Annotated in this window: 11 protein-coding genes; 6 read left to right on the top strand and 5 right to left on the bottom strand. The window is 56.3% G+C overall.

All coding sequences use genetic code 11. The annotated features are described in order from the left end of the window. Positions 1-59: 59 nt before the first annotated feature. The gene (locus CA54_RS17670; RefSeq protein WP_146372126.1) at positions 60-1,211 is read left to right on the top strand and encodes a serine hydrolase domain-containing protein; all 1,152 of its coding nucleotides are present in this window, start codon (positions 60-62) and stop codon (positions 1,209-1,211) included. Between the two features lie 351 nt (positions 1,212-1,562). Here the strand turns inward: CA54_RS17670 and CA54_RS17665 are convergent, their stop codons facing one another. The 5 genes from CA54_RS17665 to CA54_RS17645 all read right to left on the bottom strand — a co-directional run bounded on the left by CA54_RS17665 (position 1,563) and on the right by CA54_RS17645 (position 8,837). Next, positions 1,563-3,506, bottom strand: a complete 1,944-nt coding sequence (locus tag CA54_RS17665; RefSeq protein WP_146372125.1) for a hypothetical protein — start codon at positions 3,504-3,506, stop codon at positions 1,563-1,565. Positions 3,507-3,652: 146 nt separating this feature from the next. Continuing rightward, positions 3,653-5,356 carry a PQQ-binding-like beta-propeller repeat protein gene (locus CA54_RS17660; RefSeq protein ID WP_146372124.1) on the bottom strand — a complete coding sequence of 568 codons (1,704 nt, stop codon included), beginning with the start codon at positions 5,354-5,356 and terminating at the stop codon, positions 3,653-3,655. 357 nt (positions 5,357-5,713) lie between these two features. Next, positions 5,714-6,502, bottom strand: a complete 789-nt coding sequence (locus tag CA54_RS17655) for a TlpA family protein disulfide reductase (protein ID WP_197532534.1) — start codon at positions 6,500-6,502, stop codon at positions 5,714-5,716. Positions 6,503-6,931: 429 nt separating this feature from the next. Beyond that, entirely contained in the window at positions 6,932-7,729 is a 798-nt protein-coding gene (gene trpC / locus CA54_RS17650) for an indole-3-glycerol phosphate synthase TrpC (protein ID WP_197532582.1), read from the bottom strand. A 55-nt stretch (positions 7,730-7,784) separates the two neighbouring features. Further along, a complete protein-coding gene (locus CA54_RS17645; RefSeq protein ID WP_146372122.1) occupies positions 7,785-8,837 on the bottom strand; it encodes an esterase/lipase family protein in 1,053 nt (350 codons plus the stop codon). Between the two features lie 250 nt (positions 8,838-9,087). On the opposite strand from CA54_RS17645, the gene CA54_RS17640 reads away from it, so the two are divergent. The 5 genes from CA54_RS17640 to CA54_RS17620 all read left to right on the top strand — a co-directional run bounded on the left by CA54_RS17640 (position 9,088) and on the right by CA54_RS17620 (position 17,285). Beyond that, positions 9,088-10,116 (top strand): hypothetical protein, encoded by a 1,029-nt coding sequence (locus CA54_RS17640; protein ID WP_146372121.1) that lies wholly within the window; start codon positions 9,088-9,090, stop codon positions 10,114-10,116. A gap of 431 nt (positions 10,117-10,547) precedes the next feature. Continuing rightward, on the top strand, positions 10,548-12,386 hold the full coding sequence (locus tag CA54_RS17635) for an HTTM domain-containing protein (protein ID WP_146372120.1): 1,839 nt from the start codon (positions 10,548-10,550) through the stop codon (positions 12,384-12,386). Between the two features lie 372 nt (positions 12,387-12,758). Then, positions 12,759-14,294: a DUF1549 and DUF1553 domain-containing protein gene (locus CA54_RS17630; protein ID WP_146372119.1), complete on the top strand. Its 1,536-nt coding sequence runs from the start codon at positions 12,759-12,761 to the stop codon at positions 14,292-14,294. A 22-nt stretch (positions 14,295-14,316) separates the two neighbouring features. Beyond that, a complete protein-coding gene (locus CA54_RS17625) occupies positions 14,317-15,645 on the top strand; it encodes a DUF1501 domain-containing protein (protein ID WP_146372118.1) in 1,329 nt (442 codons plus the stop codon). After that, on the top strand, positions 15,642-17,285 hold the full coding sequence (locus CA54_RS17620) for a hypothetical protein (RefSeq protein WP_146372428.1): 1,644 nt from the start codon (positions 15,642-15,644) through the stop codon (positions 17,283-17,285). Before CA54_RS17625 ends, CA54_RS17620 begins: the two co-directional genes overlap by 4 nt. Positions 17,286-17,306 lie beyond the last annotated feature (21 nt).

Here is a 17,306-nt window from a genome sequence, read left to right as displayed (position 1 = left end):
AATTGCGGTAGGCGGGAGCCTGCCCTACACGGCTGTATCTTAGGGAAACTCGTTGATTTATGTTCTCGATCGATACGCCGCAGAATATCGGATTGGACTCCGCGCGTTGGCAACACGCGTTGGGGCTAGTGCGGTCGTGGACTGAGACCGATCATGTTCCCGCTGCCGGGGTGATGCTTCTCCGCAACGGCAAGACGACTGGTCCCCATCTGTTCGGCCGACAAACGTGCGCCGCTGATGCCCCATCGATTCGTGACGACGCGATCTTTTTAATCGCATCGATCACCAAACCGATCGTGGGCATGGCAGCGCTGTTGCTCGTGGAGCGGGGAGAGTTTGTGCTCGATGACCGCGTGAAAAACATCGTGCCGGAATTTGGGAACAACGGCAAGCACGGCGTGACGATCCGGCATCTGCTCACGCACACATCGGGCTTGCCGGACATGCTGCCCAACAACACCGAACTTCGCAGCGCGCAGGCACCGTTGTCGGCGTTTGTGGAAGAGACCTGTCGGCAACCACTCGCCTTTCGTCCCGGCCGCGGCGTGCAGTACCAAAGCATGGGGTTTTGCATGCTGGGAGAAATCATCCGCCGCGTGACCGGTCAGTCCTGTGCAGAATTTTTACAGAACGAACTCTTCGCGCCGTTGGGAATGCACGATACCGCACTGGGCGCGCCAGACAACTGGTACACGGGAGAGAATCCCACCGTCGACCGCATCGCGGAATTACGGATCCCCGAAGCGCAGGTTGGCAGCAATTGGCATTGGAACACGCGCTATTGGCGGCAACTTGGCGCCCCGTGGGGCGGATTGTTGACGACGCCGGCCGACCTGGCATGCTTGGCACAATTTCTGCTGAATCGTGGTCGTGGGGAGGACCAGCCGCTCCTCAGCCCCGCCACCCTTGCCGCTGCCACACGCAATCAATTTCTCGCCATGCGCGATGTCCCCGAATTGGAACGTCGCTCGCGGCCGTGGGGACTGGGCTGGCGACTGCATTGGCCGGGGGACAGCCGCAATTTTGGTGATTTCCTAGGGCCGCACAATTATGGCCATTGGGGGGCGACCGGCTCGCTGTTATGGATTGACCCCACTTGGCAAACGGCTGCCATCATGCTCACGACGCAGCCGCAGGAGCCGCGCGGCGAATATCTCGCCCGGTTTTCTAATGCCGCGGTCGCTTCGCTGACAGCACCACTTGGTGACTGAGACGCATTTCGATCCTCACACGGATCGAACCCCCGCGGCTTAGGCCCCCCAAAACACCTGGAAAAATGGGGATTTGCACGCGACGAGCGGTCCCTGAGAGGCATTTTCAAGTTTTTCTCAAAAAACTCTGAAACGGGTGTCCGGTTTTGTCAAAGAGATGTGATCCGTTTGGTAGCGAAGGGACAACGGTTTCTCCAACCACAATAAACAACCACACAAAAATCGAACATGAGCGATCTCTGTTTAGGGGCAGGGAGAAAGAGTGTTGGAATTGATGGACTTTTTTTAATGGACACCATTCCGACACGGGGCAGATCCCGTCCCCGCCTTCGGGCGGTGGACGGGATTCTTTTATGCGCCGGATGGTTGGGCGCGTTCCAGGATCAGAAAACCCTGATTCTGGAGCCGAGGGGGCCAAGCAATGTACAGGCGTTGTTTTTGAAACTGCAACGGGATTTCAGCCGCTTGTTCGTGACCGTTTGCCTTGCTAACCCATTGCAACCAGATGAATTGGTCCTTGAGAAACCAACGATGCTCGTCGATGGTCTCGCCAGTAGAAGTCACAGCGTTAACGTGACGGTTCGCATCGAAGATCAGGCGGCTCAGCGGTAAATTGTCGGTCTGGAGATCCGAGCTGTCGAGCGCCGCGGCGATGCCAACGACGTTCCATGTTCCCTGCAACCGTTCGGTTTGCCGCCAATACGCCTTCGGCCCAAATCGTAAACGACCTCGCTCGCCGGCGGACTTTTCTTGAAGAAAGACGCTGGTGCCGGCCACAGCGAGAATCACGCCCGGCATGAGGGCACAACAGACGATAAATGGCCAACCGACGCGCCATCGTGAATCGTTTGATGAGGTCATTGCCCCCATCGGTTCTGTAGCACATGGAGCGGTAGGTACGAAACTCACCAATAGACATGTCGCCAGCGCCGCAGGCAGCCACAACAACAAATGTCCCAGAATCGCTTGTCGCGTGGGATAACCGTCGAACAACTGCGCTGCTGCGGTCCCCCACAACAAAAACAGTACGACAGCCGCCCCTTTTCCAAAGGCCGTTGGTGGTGCCCAACTCCGATCCCCGCGACGGTACCGCCACAACAGATACACAGCGGGTACGGTCAGCAGAATGCCCAGCAAAACTATCCACCCACCTGTGGATAGTCCCAGCCATTGGTTGGCCTCTGTTGGGGGCGCGCTGCGGAGCAGCCGGGCAAAGTGCCGGCGAAAATTGATCCAGGGCAAGACAATCATCATCACTAAGACTGCACATGCATCCAACGGCGCGCGCGGACAATCTTCGACCGGCGGTTGGATGCCATCGCGCAGCAACCGCAGTACGCCTCCGGCCATAATTAGTCCCATGAAAAAACCAAACGTCACCTCAGCGGTCCGCCAAGCTGGAATCACCAACTGCATGTCGGCAACCGGGCCCCAACGCAACATCAAAGCGTTGTGAATATACACAGCCAACACAAACGCCAGTCCGCCGCCGACGCATCCATACAAAGACAACATTAAAGCAGCGCGGTTTTTTTTGCGGATGAGATAGATGAGAAAGACCACGAGAATCCCCACCACACCGCCCCAGCTTTCGCTGCGGTGCAAGGGCCCCAATCGCAGGCCGCCAAGTTGTGTCAGCACGCCGTACCCGACCCACCACGCCACTGCTCCCCAAAGGAACAAAGCTGAGGCATTGCGATCCTGAGGCCGCGCGATCCAATACAACGCACTCGCCACCAAGGTCAGCGTGGCGGACAACCAGTCCCCGTTGTGCATGTGTTTGACGGTGAATGTGATGTACGCATCACGGTGTGCGGGAACCAGAAGTAAGTCAAGAAACGCTGCGAAATAGAGCAAACAAACCACGATAAACACCCGCGTCAAGCTGGCCAGTTCCGATCGCGATTCGGTCAATCCCAACCCCAACAACGCACCGCCACAACCAGCCCATAAACCGCCGATAAAAAACAGCACGGCAAAGCCATACAGTACATCGGGATAGGAATCGGAGAGGACGTAGAACGTCTGCTCCATGTAGCTCATGGAGCCGCCCCAGGCCCAACCAACAGCCGCGAAAAGCCCCACGACAGCCGCGCGGCGCTGCCAGTCCAATCGCCCCGAACCGAGGCAGAGCATCATCCCCAATAGAGCGCCCGGTACCATGGCCCCGTATTCGTGCCCCACCGTCCCGCGATAACCCCAGCCATATGCCATGGCCAATGCCGCAAGCAATACATAGGCCGCAGACATCAGCGGCCCCATTGGGGCGGCGCGATGTTCAGTCTCGACGGGCATAGCGCACAATCCTTTGCTTAGACGGCAACCAGATGCCGACAACCGCTAACGGTAGCGGACCGGCCGGTTTGTCAAAATTGGAAATTCAATTTAGCAGGCCGGTTGCGGCCCCACAAACCTGGGATGCGATTCCTTGTATCCGTCGCTTACGGCTGGGATGAGGTTGTCGCCGCCACCTCGTTGGTCTGTCGTAGCGGCAACTCAAAGGCGGCCGCTTCGCGGTCGTTGCGGACGATCAGGATATTGCCCGACAGCGTGGGGTGATTCCAAGTCTTGTCGCCCAGCGCCGCCAGCGTGGCCAATTTGTGATGCTCCTCCGGCGTGGCTTCGACCAAGACCACTTTGCCCGATTCGGATTGAACAAGCAAAACGTTGCCCACCAGCAGAATCTGTCCGTGGCCGTAACGGCCTTTCTTCCATTTGCGGTCACCGGTCTTGAGATCCAGACAAGTCATGATTCCGTTGTCCATGCCGTACACGAACCCGTCCTGCACCACGAAATTGGACATCTTCGATTTCAAATTGCGGTTCCGCCAGACTTCGGTCACTTGCCACTGGTCGTTCTCGTGAGTGATCCGCAACAGCGCAGCTCCCGTGCCGTAACCGGACGAGACCAACACGTGGCCGACTTGCGCAGTCTCTTCACCGAGTCCTTCGACGACGACCGGTTGGGCAACGTTGACGCGCTGTGATTCCCCTTGTGTCAACCAAGGGTGCAGCCAAAGCGGTTCTCCTTGTTCATCAAATCCACGTAGTCCCGCGCCGTTAAAGCTAAGGAATTGCGTTTGTCCGGCGAGTTGTACGAGGGCCGGTGAGGCGTAGCCGGCCGGATCGTCGCCACCGTGAAAAAGTTCGTCTCCTTGGGCGGCGTCATAGGCGACGATCGCACGCCCTGCTCCCCCACCGGGTGTGACAATGACCCGATTTTCAACGACCAAGGGAGATCCGGACATTCCCCACAGAATGTTTTGCGATGCCGGGTCGGCGAGTGTATTTTGCGTCCAGATCGAAGCGCCATCAGTTCCGTTAATACAGGACAATTGTCCCAACGCACCCATCGTATAAACGCGGCCGTCGACAATTGTGGGATTCGCCCGCGGACCGTCGCCGTGTGTGTCGACAAAACGCTGCGGGTTGCGCGAAACCCATTCTTCGCGACCCGTTTTCAAATCGTAGCAAACGACCGTTTCCTCCTCGCCGCGTTGTTCTTGCGTGATGGCTGCGTCGCCGGATACAGAAAAACCACCCCAGCCTAATCCGACCGGATGCCGCCACAATTCGCGCGGCGGATAGGCCGACCAATCGGTTTCCAACGCGATGTTGTTGATCACGCCGTCCCGGGCTGTACCCAGAAAAGTTGTGTAATCGTTCGCACGAGCCACGACATCTATGCCGGAGTCAACTTCGGCGGTTTCAGCCGTTTCAGCTGCGTGTTGAGTTTGAAATTTGACGAATTGTTCCTCAGCAGTTGGCGTCCACCGCCAAGCAAAACGGGGGACCATGCCGCCGGAAAAACTTTCGATACGCAGCACAGACTTGAAGCCTAAAAACAAGACGAACATCACTGCAGCAGCGGTCAACACCGTTCGGGATTTGGGACGAATCCAAATCACCGAGGCAATGACGACGACTAGCGCTAGCGCGCCGGCAATCAACGGCGTCCGCATTTGATCGAGGCCCAGATAGAAGGCCTGGAATTCCGGATGTTGCGCCAAACGGGCCAAGGAGACGACGATGGCTATCACCACGCCGATGCCTACTGCTTGCAGCGCCAAAACAATTTTTGCTGCTGTGGTCGTGGGAGGCGTTTCAGCGGAGGGCGTTGTGCCTTGAGTTGTTTGCTCGGACATAGTTTACGTTCCGGTCGTACGGGGTTTGGCAGGTGTGCGGGGGGATTGAGTTGGCCTATGTCACCGCTGTTCGCTGGGCACAGGCATCTCCTGCAGCGCAGCGCGGTGTCCTTCGGAAAACTATAGGTCACGACGTAGCAGGAGCAAATTTTGCCTCTGTCGCAAAGAGCAGTGCCCGCAAAACCGGCGCAATCAGAACCGCTGGGCTGGTTCGCGGCAGGAATTACATGCCGCTGAGGGGGGAAGAGTTCTCAGCGCATGCAGACGCACATCGGTTGTGATGGACAGCTGCACAGCGGAGGGGCCCGCGCATACTAGAATCGCGGGAATGCGTTAGAACGACTCCGTGCCGCCGGGCTATTGATGCTTCACGAGTGAGCGTTGATTCAACATCGAGGGAGCGGGACTTCGCAAGGAGAGTTTTTGACGGCTGAGCCGCTCTTTGGATTTCTCGATAATGCTTTTGCCGGAAACGAGTGATTCCAAGTCTTTGCTGATATCGTCACCCAAGGAATCAATGTATCCCACATGGATGCCTTGCACGATCCCCTCATTGTCGATGATGGCCACAAATGGCAATTGACGCACCAAAAACGCATCGGCAACTTCTTGCTTCATGTCGATGCCGACTTTAAGTTCGAGATTGTTTCTCTCCAGGTATTTTTTAATCGTCACAATACCTTCGCCGTCATTGATAGCGAGGAGTTGCACTTGCTCCTCGGAATAGCGCTCGACTGCTGCTTTCAATGCGGGCAATTCGTCTTGGCAAAGGTGGTTGTAACTCGCCCAGAGCACAATGACGAGAACCTCGGATGATTGGTGGCTCACCAGATTGACTTGCCCGCCTCCCGCGATGGGGACATTGATATTGGGCGCGCTCTCGCCGATGAGCGCCACGATGGGATGTTCCGGTTTGGGCTTCACCCGAGGCAACGATTCGGGATTGGATGTCTTCGAGGACCGCGCTGTATTCCGCTCGCCCACCATACCGTATCCCCGGGTTGGGTTCGCCGGCATCGGTTCGGTATTGCGGCGGTTGGGATTCCTCTTTGTTCGGCGAGTGTCGGATTTTGCCCCTGCCTGCACCGTGACCACTTCGCTGGAATGCACCGTCACATCGTGGTTAGCGAACGGATCGTTATCCATTGATCTGCCAGCAGTCAACGGACTGGATGTCGAGCCGCCGCATCCGCTGGCCGAGATAAGGGCCAGCGACATTGCGACGCAAAAAGTTAGGCGAAACAGCATTGGTTTTGATTCCCGAGCGCCGAAGTTTTGAATGTGTGAGCGAGCCCGCCTTCGCACTTTCAGTAATAGTAATTACAACACGTCCGCAGAACTTTGTCTACAGGATTCGTCGTAGTCTTGATGTAATTCAAACAATCATTCCACAACAAATTTTCTTTTTCTCCATACGGACACTCTAATCCGTCGCTGCCATTGGACGTCATGACGTTGCGGTTAGTTCCCGCAAATAAACCGTTGCACCATCGAATTCGGCCATGGCCACCACTAGGCAGTCGACTCCAGCGACTGGCTGGCAAATGCAGGGACTCCGTACTATACCTCTGCGTTCTACCCCAACAAGTTCTCGAGAGCCTCGCCAATGTCTGTAGAACGCATTAGGGTTTCCCCCACAAGAATCGCGTCCACCCCCGCTTGTTCTAAACGGACCACGTCGTCACGACAGCGAATTCCGCTTTCGCTCACAAAAATAGTCTCGGCATCAACCTGTTGGTGCAGTGCCAACGAATGTCCGAGATCCGTTTGAAAAGTGCGGAGGTCGCGATTGTTGACTCCCACAATTTTGGGTTTGACGGAAAGGACACACTCCAGGTTTTCTGGTTCATAAAGTTCGACCAGGCAATTCATTCCCAATGAATCCGCATAGTGATACAGGTCAGCCAGCGTGGCAGGATCGAGGCATTCGGCAATCAACAAAATGCAATCTGCTCCAGCAACACGGGCTTCCAGCACTTGATAGCGATCTAAAATGAAGTCCTTACGGAGCACCGGAATACCAACCGCCTGCCTGACCGCACGCAAATAGTCCAGGTGTCCTTGGAAAAAATGCTCGTCTGTCAGCACGCTGATGCAGGCGGCACCATGCTGTTCATAAATCCGGGCAATGGCGGCCGCATCGAAATCCTCGCGGATCAAACCGGCCGAGGGGGACGCCTTTTTGACTTCGGCGATAACGTGCATGTTGGCAGCGGTATTCAGTGCCGCATGGAAATCACGGACCGGCGGTGCGTCGGCCAGTTGAGATTGCAATGTGTCCCACGGCGTACTTTGCTGCGCAGCTGCAATTTCGCCGCGTTTGTGGGCCACGATTTCGTCCAGGATGCTCAAGTCGATTCCTCTATGTATCATTCCCCCCATGCCGACAGTCAGATCGCCGTGCAGTGCAATGGTCGGGATATCATCACTATGATTTGGCCGCATCTGCTGCAGCTTGTTTTTGGGGAATGGGGTGCCGCTCCCCTTCAGCGCGCAGTCGGCCTTCGGTCAAAAATCGGAGTGTGTAGTCAAGAACCGCCGAGTCGTACATCAAGAACGAATGCAAACTCTGCACGGCAATGAAATCCGTAGCACCCGGGAGTCTCGTATTTTCTACAGCGACGGTGCCGTCATCATCGCCGGGAAGCAGCGGATTGTAACCATCCAGTGTACCGCGACTTCCCGCGATCACGGCAAACTCAAAATCGGGCGTGGGAAGTCCGGCAATGAACCCGTTGGGATCCTTGGCCAATTGCTGTCCCGCCGGTCCCCAAACCGTTTTGTACAGCCAATTGTGCTTGAGGTCCTTGGCAAGTTTCGCTCCCAGATTCGGCACACCTAACATGACAAGGCGTTTGATGCGTTTATCTCGATGCTTTGACAAATAGGAGCGAACGACCAATCCCCCCATACTGTGAACAACAAAATTGATTTCCTCGACCCCGTCCAACGATTCGACCACCTGTTGCAGGTAGTCGGCGGCGCTGCTGATGTCGATCCTCGTGCTGGCATAGTTAAAACCAATCACTTGAAAGCCGTCCGCCTCCAATCGTTTGCGGATGGCATTCATCGAGCGGGCTGAACGCACGATGCCGTGAACCAAAATGGCAGTCCGGCCCGGCTTGGGCGGGATTTTCTGTTTGTTTTTAATTATTTCCAGTGCGGCAAAGCATTCTTCACGCGATCCCCATGCATGACGCACGTCGTCGGCATCGAGCAATCGACAGTGGCCGGTCGAACTGTGTTGCTGGACGTGCCAGCCGTGGAAGAAGTGGACATCCGACCAGAACTGGACGCCTCCCATCGTTTTGAGTTTCAAATTCGGCCTCCAAGTTTGCTCTGTGGTCGCCGGATTTGTCCGCGGTTCTGCGGCGGCGGCCGATAGCGGTGTCGCGAGGCAGATCAGGGCCAAAAGAGTAGCGCGGCTGGTCTTCATACTAGAAATTGACGCATTCGTGCGGCGGATATCACGCTGAAACATGTGAATCCTCAGAATTTGTAAGACAGGGACGATTCATTCAGAGTTTCGCAGATTGTGCTTTTTGCTGCAATTCCGCGTTGTTGATCCTCCCCCTCCGATCAAATTCACTCCAATTTGGATTCGTCTCGATTGTCTGTTTGTGCCGATGGAATGGAAAGTAACGGGTTTCAGCCGAGCTTCGTGATGGAGCGCTGCCTATGGGGCGTTCGGCGAACCGTAAAACGTGGGGAACGGGGGAGGCGCAGACAACATGACATTGATCGCGAGAAAGCTCCGTCGGGGCCGGTGGACCTGTCCGTTGGCACTTCTACTGATAGGGATGCTGACCGGCGGACTGCAAGCGGAGCCGCCGTTAATGGATCCCTCGGAAGTTCTCTCCGAGGAGTTTCAAGATAACGACATCTTGCAAATTCAATTTCAACAGGCCCGGGAAAATCGCAATAATGCTCGCGCCTGGGCGGTGGGCACCTCATCCGACGAGGCCAAACGGGCTGCCATTCAGGCCTTGCCGCTGAACAAATTGACACCTGCCGACCGCAATCGTGTGGCGGAAGTGGTGAATTCGTCTTCCATGTTTCGTCGCATGCCCACGATCGTCTTCGAAAGCGATCCGGATGCCTACGAGTTCATGGTCTATCACCCCGATGTGACGGCCAGCATTTGGCGAGCGATGAAAATCTCCAAAATGCGCTTGTGGCAGACGGGGCGCTTCGAATTCGAAGGAGACGCCGAAGATGGGACGATCGGCACGATGGACGTCGTGTTCCAAAGTCCCAACCTGAACTTGGTGTTTTGTGAAGGCGAATTTAAGAGTCCACTGATCCCCAAGCCGATCCGAGCGCAGTCGGTAATCCTGTTGCGGACCGGCTACTCCAAGGAAGCCAACGATAAGATTTACGTTACGCATTCGGCCGATTTGTACGTTTCTTTTCCATCGCAAACGGTCGACAACATCGCCAAAATCTTGTCCCCCATCAGTGGCCGGATCGCCGATCGCACATTTAGTGAGATCAGCACGTTTCTAAAAATGATGTCGATGGCCATGACCACTCGCCCGGGCTGGGTGGAAAAACTGTCCGGGAAAATGGGCGGCATCCCTGACCTTCGTCGCACTCAACTGCTCAAACTCACAGCCAAGGTGTACGCTGCGGAATTGAAACGGCAGGACCAATCCGGCGCCACCACCGTTTCCGGCCAAGCCCCGGACAGAGACAGCAACGCAGTTCGCCGCACTACACGCCGCAGCAATCCATTACCCCTCCGCGCCACACGGCGTTAGGCTTCGCTTCTGAGTCCGCACCGGCGACTGCGCGGACCGCTTTGAAGAATTTATTGGGCCCTTTTTTAGCCCATTGTTGAATGGGTTGGCCGAGAACGGGCTAAGTCCCCCGCGGTGCATGGAACCTGAGCGATGCGCAATCGCCCTTTCCCCGGTTACCATCGCACCGTGGAGCCTGTGCGGCAGATTCAACTACGGTCCGGTTGCGACGATTTCGCGGGTTGAACGCTCATCAATCCGATTCCGTGAATCTGCGACGACACGCCTCCCAGTTGTCTGCTATGCTGAACGTACGGCGAATGTACGCTTGCCGGCTTAAAAAATGGATTGCAGCCGCGGTGATTTCGCAGGATGGCATCAAGCCCTTCGCATGAGGAATCTTCCCATGCGTCGACGTTCAACCCTCGAACTTGCAACCAAAGTCACGACCCATGTGGGCAAATTTCTCTGATCAACTCAGCCGTGAAGTCGATGGTGCATCGCTGGCCGTTGTGCGGATGGTGACCGCTGCGGCGTTGTTTGTGCTTGCCGTCGGCGTGCTCATCACCGGGCGCGTTCCCGAACTGTTTATGTCGCTGGGGTTACATTTTCAATACCCTCTGGCGACGTTCGTCAAACCGTTGCCGGGGAATCTTCCCTATGCGCACATGGCAATCATTGCTCTGACCGCCGCCGCAGTCTTCATTGGGTGGCGGACGCGACTTTGTAGCGTGCTGTTGTGTGCGGCAACACTGTATTGGTTTCTGCTCGATCCGTTGTATTACGCCGACGGTTATTACTTGCTGGCGTTGATGTCGATTCTCGTCGCTTGGCTGCCGGTCAATCGCTGGATGTCGGCCGACCGCCAACTCGGTCGCGAAACTCGCGCCACGGTCCTGGGATGGCAACCGTGGTTGGTGCAGATGCAGTTGTTGTTCGTCTATTTCTTCTCCGGTCTCTCAAAACTCAACGGCGATTGGCTGTCCGGGTCGCCGCTGGTCGAACGTTTTGCACTCGCCGACGCACCCGTCGGTGCGCAGGCGGCCATTGGCATGGCCTGGGGCGTGATGCTGCTGCAACTGAGCCTTGGTTTCCTACTGCTGTGGCGACGCAGCCGCAGCGTGGGATTGGTGTTGATGACCGTGTTGCATGTTGCCGACTGGTTGTGGCTGCGCATTGGAGTTGCTCCGGTCTTGTTGTGGGCGCTGAGCTTTGTCTTTTGCTCGCCGGACTGGCCGCGGCGGATTGTCGCGCGCCTTGCCCCAGCGATTGTGCAGTTGCCGTTTTTACAGTCGGGATGGAAGGCCACGCGGCGAATCGGGGGGACCATTGATGCGGCGTTTGCCTGGTTCGATGATAGTCCCGTTTTCAAAAAAAATGTTCCCGCACGCCGTGGTGGTTCTCAGGCCCTGCAACCGAAAACACGCAGTGAAATGGTGATGGGCGAAGCGACAAAATATTGCGTCGTCGCGTGGTTGTTGCTGCAATTTATTTTACCGCTGCGGCACTTCGCCTATCCCGGCAACCCCCGCTGGACCGACGAAGGACGACTCTTTGCATGGTGGGGCGAGACCTACGACAAGCAAGGGGATTTGTCGATGTCGCTCATCCTGCCGGACCGGCAATTGATGTGGACGATCAATCCCCGCAGCGAATTCCCCGTGCCGCTGGACATCATGTTTTCGCAAGCGGAATTGGAAAGTCGTGGTTTGGCCGGCGGCATGTTGCAGGATATCGTGCTAGCAAACGATGATGAGGTTATGCAAGATCTCGTGAAGGTCCGCATTGAATCGGCTGGCCTCAGTCCCGAGGATGTGCGGAGACTCGACGACGCCTCATTTGACATCGCCCGCTTGCAACTTTCCGATTTCGAACATGCTCAAATCATGCACCATCCTGAATTGTTACGGCAATATTGTGTAGTCGTCGCCGACACGGTCGCGAAAATCAGTCCGGAACATACCCGTCCCTTCGTCGAAGCTGAGTTGATGGCCTCATTGAATGGTCGCGAGCTATCAATTTGTATTCCCGACGAAAGCCAACTCTCCGAAGAAGCCTTTACCTTAGGCGCGTTTGATTGGATTGCCCCGCTCAACACGCCGTTACCCGCCGCTGAACAACGGATCGCCTTTGTGCGGACGCAAGGTAGCGACTTCGACCCCGATACCGTCGAATCGGCTCCCTCGAGCGAAAAGACCAAAACAGCCGAACCGGTGCTCGCCCCCGGGATTTCCGAAGCTGACGAGGAATGGTTCCAGGCGTCTTATCCGGCGCACTCCGATGAGGAGTGAGGGGGGAAAGAGTGGCCGGTGGTCAGTGGCCGGTGGCCAGAAAGTTGAGGAGGGCCGCGGTTCGTAGTATCGGAGCGGTGGGTGGTGTAGTTTCCTCGTGCCTGTCGCCTCACGCCTGTTTCCCTGCAGTTTTGTTGACTCCGCTTGTAATGTCGACGCTGCGGGAGGATAATAATGCATGGTTTCCGGCGAATACCGTGTTGTCTCAACTGTTTTGGGTATTCCTGCTGAGATTTTTGCACAAAATTGGCTGCTGCGGGCATCTTAAACGCGGCGGCATGCACGTTGGCATTCGCAGAAGAGCGTGCACCTGTGTATGACGCCCCGTGGAGGTCTGCAAATTAAAACAGTTCGCTATCGAGGGGGCGAACAATGAAGCGCTTGATGGTCTTGGTGCTTGTGCTGACCGGCGTGACAGCCGGAGCAGGGCAACTCCGCGCCGATGATGTGGCTGATTTGGCGGCCACCATCGATCAGAGAATCTCGGCTGGCTGGGAAGCGGGCCATGTCGTTCCCGCACCCGAGACGGATGATGCGGAGTTTTTGCGCCGCGTCTATTTGCATTTGACGGGCAAAATCCCCCGTGTGTCGGAAGTGCGTGCCTTTCTGGACAATCCGTCCTCCAATAAACGTCGCGAACTGGTTGACGAATTATTGGAAAGCCCTGCGTTCATCGTCAACTTCACCAGCGTCTGGCGGTCGTTGATGATTCCTGATGCCGAAGCGGATCCCCAATTCGCCGGTGGCATTCCCGCCTTCGAGGCTTGGTTGCGCAAACAACTCACCAACGACGTGCGGTACGATGTGATGGTCCGTGAATTGCTGACTGCCACCGATACTCAGCCGCGTCTGAATTTCACCCCCGGAATGCCGGTTGAGTCGAGTCCCGCCGCGTACTTTCAATCCAAACAAGACAAGCCGGAAGTCATCGCCGCCGGAGTGTCGCGGCTGTTTTTGGGCGTGCGATTGGAATGTGCCCAATGTCACGATCATCCATTTGCAAAGTGGCAGCAAAAGGACTTTTGGCAATTTGCCGCCTTCTTCGACGGGCCGGGCAGTGGAAAAACAATGATTCCCGAGACGAAACAGATCGTCGAAGCCACGTACCTCAGTGGGGAGAAGGCCGTTCCCATACCGGGTGCTTCCAATTATCGCGACGCCTTCGGCGACTGGCTGACGAGCCGCGAGAATCCTTATTTCGCACGTGCGGCAGTGAATCGAATGTGGTACCACTTATTCGGTACGGGGCTGGTCGACCCGGTCGATGATTTCGATGAGAACAATCCGCCTAGTCATCCCGAGTTGTTGGACGAATTAGCTGAAGAATTTGCCGCACACGACTTCGACATCAAATTTTTGCTGCGGAGCATGGTGGCCAGTCGGGCGTATCAACTGACCAGTCGGCAAACCGATGATAGCCAGTCCGATCCGCGGTTGTATGCGAAAATGGCGATTCAAGGTTTGACCACCGAGCAATTGTTTGACAGTTTGGCCGAAGCGACCGGATTTTTTGAATCCAACGCTGATCGCAACCCGTTGAATATCAACGACAGTTCGGAACGGGCGAAATTTCGGCAACTGTTCGGCAACGAAGCGGGTGGACCGGTCGATGCGGAGACGACCATCCTGCAAGCGCTGGCTTTGATGAACGGCGAATTCGTCGAGACTGCCACGGACGTTGAGCAAAGCACGACGTTGACGGCGGTCGCCGAGTCGCCGTTTTTGGACACACCAGAGCGAATTCGCACGTTGTTTTTGGCAGCGTTGTCCCGTTATCCCTCGGGACCGGAACTTGAGAAAATGGTCGCGTACGTCGATTCAGGCGGCTCGGCGGATGATCCCAAGACGGCATTGGGAGACGTGTTTTGGGCATTGCTCAACAGTAGCGAATTCATTTTGAACCATTAATCGCGATTGGGAGTTTCAGGCCATGTTGAAAGCCACACGACGCGATTGGATGAGCATGACGGCCGGCGGACTGATGGGGGCTTCGATGTCGCGGTGGATGCCGTTACTGGCAGCTGACACGGCTGCGGCCGTCGAACGGAAACGTTCCTGCATCCTGTTGTGGATGCCGGGCGGGCCGAGCCAGATGGATACCTTCGACCTCAAGCCGGAGCACAAAAACGGCGGCGAATTTAGCGAGATCGAAACGTCCGTGCCGGGTATCCGCATCAGCGAACACCTACCGCAATTAGCGAAACAAATGGACGAGTGCGCGATCGTGCGTTCCATGAGCACCAAAGAGGGAGATCATGGGCGAGCGACCTATTTGATGCGGACCGGTTATTTGCCGCAAGGGCCGCTTCGTCACCCGACGATGGGATCGTTGTTTTCTAAGGAACTCGCGCAAACGGAATCCGATTTGCCGAACTTTATCAGCGTGGCTCCGTATCGGTTTCTCAGTCCCGCCGCTTTTGGGCCGGGATATCTGGGCCCGCAATTCGCTCCGCTGGTCGTGGGCTCCGCGCAGCCGGGCCAGAATGATGATGACGAGAATTCCTTACAAGTCGAGAACTTGAAACTCTCCGATGCGGTGAACACGGCGCAAGCCGGTGCGCGATTGCAACTGTTGGAGGAAATCGAAAGCGGCTTTCGCGCTCAACGCCCCGGTGTGGCCGTCAACAGCCATAAAGCTGCCTACGATCAAGCAGTACGGATGATGCAAGCCGGTGGCGCCGCCGCCTTTGATCTGTCCGAAGAATCAGACGAAACACGCGACCAATACGGCCGCAACCACTTCGGCCAAGGCTGTCTGTTGGCGCGGCGATTGGTGCAGCGGGGTGTGCCGTTCGTCGAGGTGTCGCTCAGTAGTGCCGCGGGGAACGCCGCTCTCGGTTGGGATTCGCATCAAAACAATTTCGAAACCGTTAAGGACCTCAGCGAGGTGCTGGATGCCGCCTGGGCCACACTGATGACCGATTTGAAACAGCGGGGCCTATTGGATTCGACATTGATTGTCTGGATGGGCGAGTTCGGTCGCACACCGGTGATCAATCCCAATGCCGGTCGCGATCATTTCCCGGCAGCGTGGTCGACGGTGTTGGCCGGCGGTGGGATCAAAGGGGGACAGGTTTACGGCAAGACGGGCGAGGATGGGATGCAGGTCGCCGAAAAACCGGTCACGACTCCCGACCTTTTAGCAACAATTTGCGAGGCATTGGGAGTCGATCCGCAGAAACAAAATATGTCCAACGTCGGCCGCCCGGTGCGTATAGTCGATCCCGAAGCGAAGCCGATTCAGGAGGTGTTGGCATGAAGCGCGCCGCAACAGTCCTATTGACGGTTGCGTTGCTATGCTGCGCTAACGTTGTGCGCAGCAATGATGCACGCGGCGGCGAACCGCGCGGAGCGGAGTTGTCGGACGTGCGTGATTTCTTGTTTATGGCGCCCGAACGTCCGTTGTTCATCCGAATGCACATTCAAGTCGATGGACGTGGATTTCGAGAACAACCCGACGTTTTGGCCGAGCGATTGTTCGCCACGTTAGACGCCGACGAAAACGGTTCACTCAGCGAAGAGGAAGCGAAACAGATACCGCCCCGCAATCGTTTTCGCGACGCGTCACGTTCGACGCCGATTACGATTGCGGAGCTTGACCGCGACGGTAATAGCCAAATCTCTCCGGACGAGTTGCGGCATTTTGTCCGACAAAACGTGGGAGAACCACTAGAGATCAAACGTCCTCCCGGCAGCCGGAAACTGGATGCTGAACTGTTCAACCAATTGGATGCGGGCAGCGACGGTGTGGTGACGGCGGAGGAGATTCTCAATACACGGATCAACCTTGCCAAGTACGATATCGACGACGACGAAACGCTCAGCAAACTGGAATTCGCCGCATTGCTCCCTCCCGTCAACGCCGACACGGCCAGCGTAGGAACGACGTTGATCGCATTGGACAATAGTCGCTGGCAAAGTGACGTGGCTTTGAAAGTGCTGAAGGTCTACGGAAAGCCATCCGCCAGTCACGGTGACCGGCGACAATTGAGCCGCGAGGAATTGGGCGTCGATGCCGCCACGTTTGCGAAGTTGGATACTGACGGGGACGGGGGTTTGAAATTGGCGGAAATCACCGCGCTCGTGCAGGACCCAACGCCGCAAATTGAGTTGTTGGCCGAACTCGACTCTCGCCGGAAACGGACCACGGTCTCGCCTTTATCGAAGTCGGCCGGCGTGGAATTCCAACCGGGCCGCAATGGACGGCTGACGTTGTTTATTCCGGGCACGGAAATCCTGATCGATTCCGAACGCAGCGGCGTGACCGTGCGTGATGAATCCAAATTGTTCCGCCTGCGATTCTTGCAATCCGACAGGGACAAAAACGGGTATTTGGATGAAAGCGAGTTCACTGGACTGGAACTGACCGGAGCGAATTTTGCCGCCGTGGACCGTGATGGGGATGGGATGGTCATGGTCAAAGAAGTCACCCGCTATGTCGATCAGCGGATGTCATTGGCCCGTAACCAGATCAGCCTGTCGGTCGCTATGGACGGAAAGAGCCTGTTTGACATTTTGGACGTAAATACTGACCGCCGGTTGAGTCCCCGCGAATTTCGCGAAGCGATGTCGCACCTCGAAGAATGGGACATTAACCAGGATGGGCGATTGGTTTTGACAGAGATTCCCAGCAAGTACAAGCTCACATTTTCCCTCGGACAATCATTATTATTTCCCAGTGGAAGCATGGCCGCACAGCCCGAAAACATGGAGGCGCGTCGGCCCGACGCGAACAGGGATGCGCCGGTTTGGTTTCAAAAAATGGACCGCAATCGCGACGGTGATATTTCAATCCGCGAATTTCTGGGACCGCCGACGGCATTTCAGTCGATCGATAGCAACAGCGATGGTTTGATTGACGTCGAGGAAGCGAAAGCGATCGATAAAACGTCGCCATGACAAATCGGCGAGTATCATGCA

Source organism: Symmachiella macrocystis, assembly GCF_007860075.1.
Lineage (GTDB): Bacteria > Planctomycetota > Planctomycetia > Planctomycetales > Planctomycetaceae > Symmachiella > Symmachiella macrocystis.
This window is presented reverse-complemented; position numbering and strand designations above follow the sequence as displayed.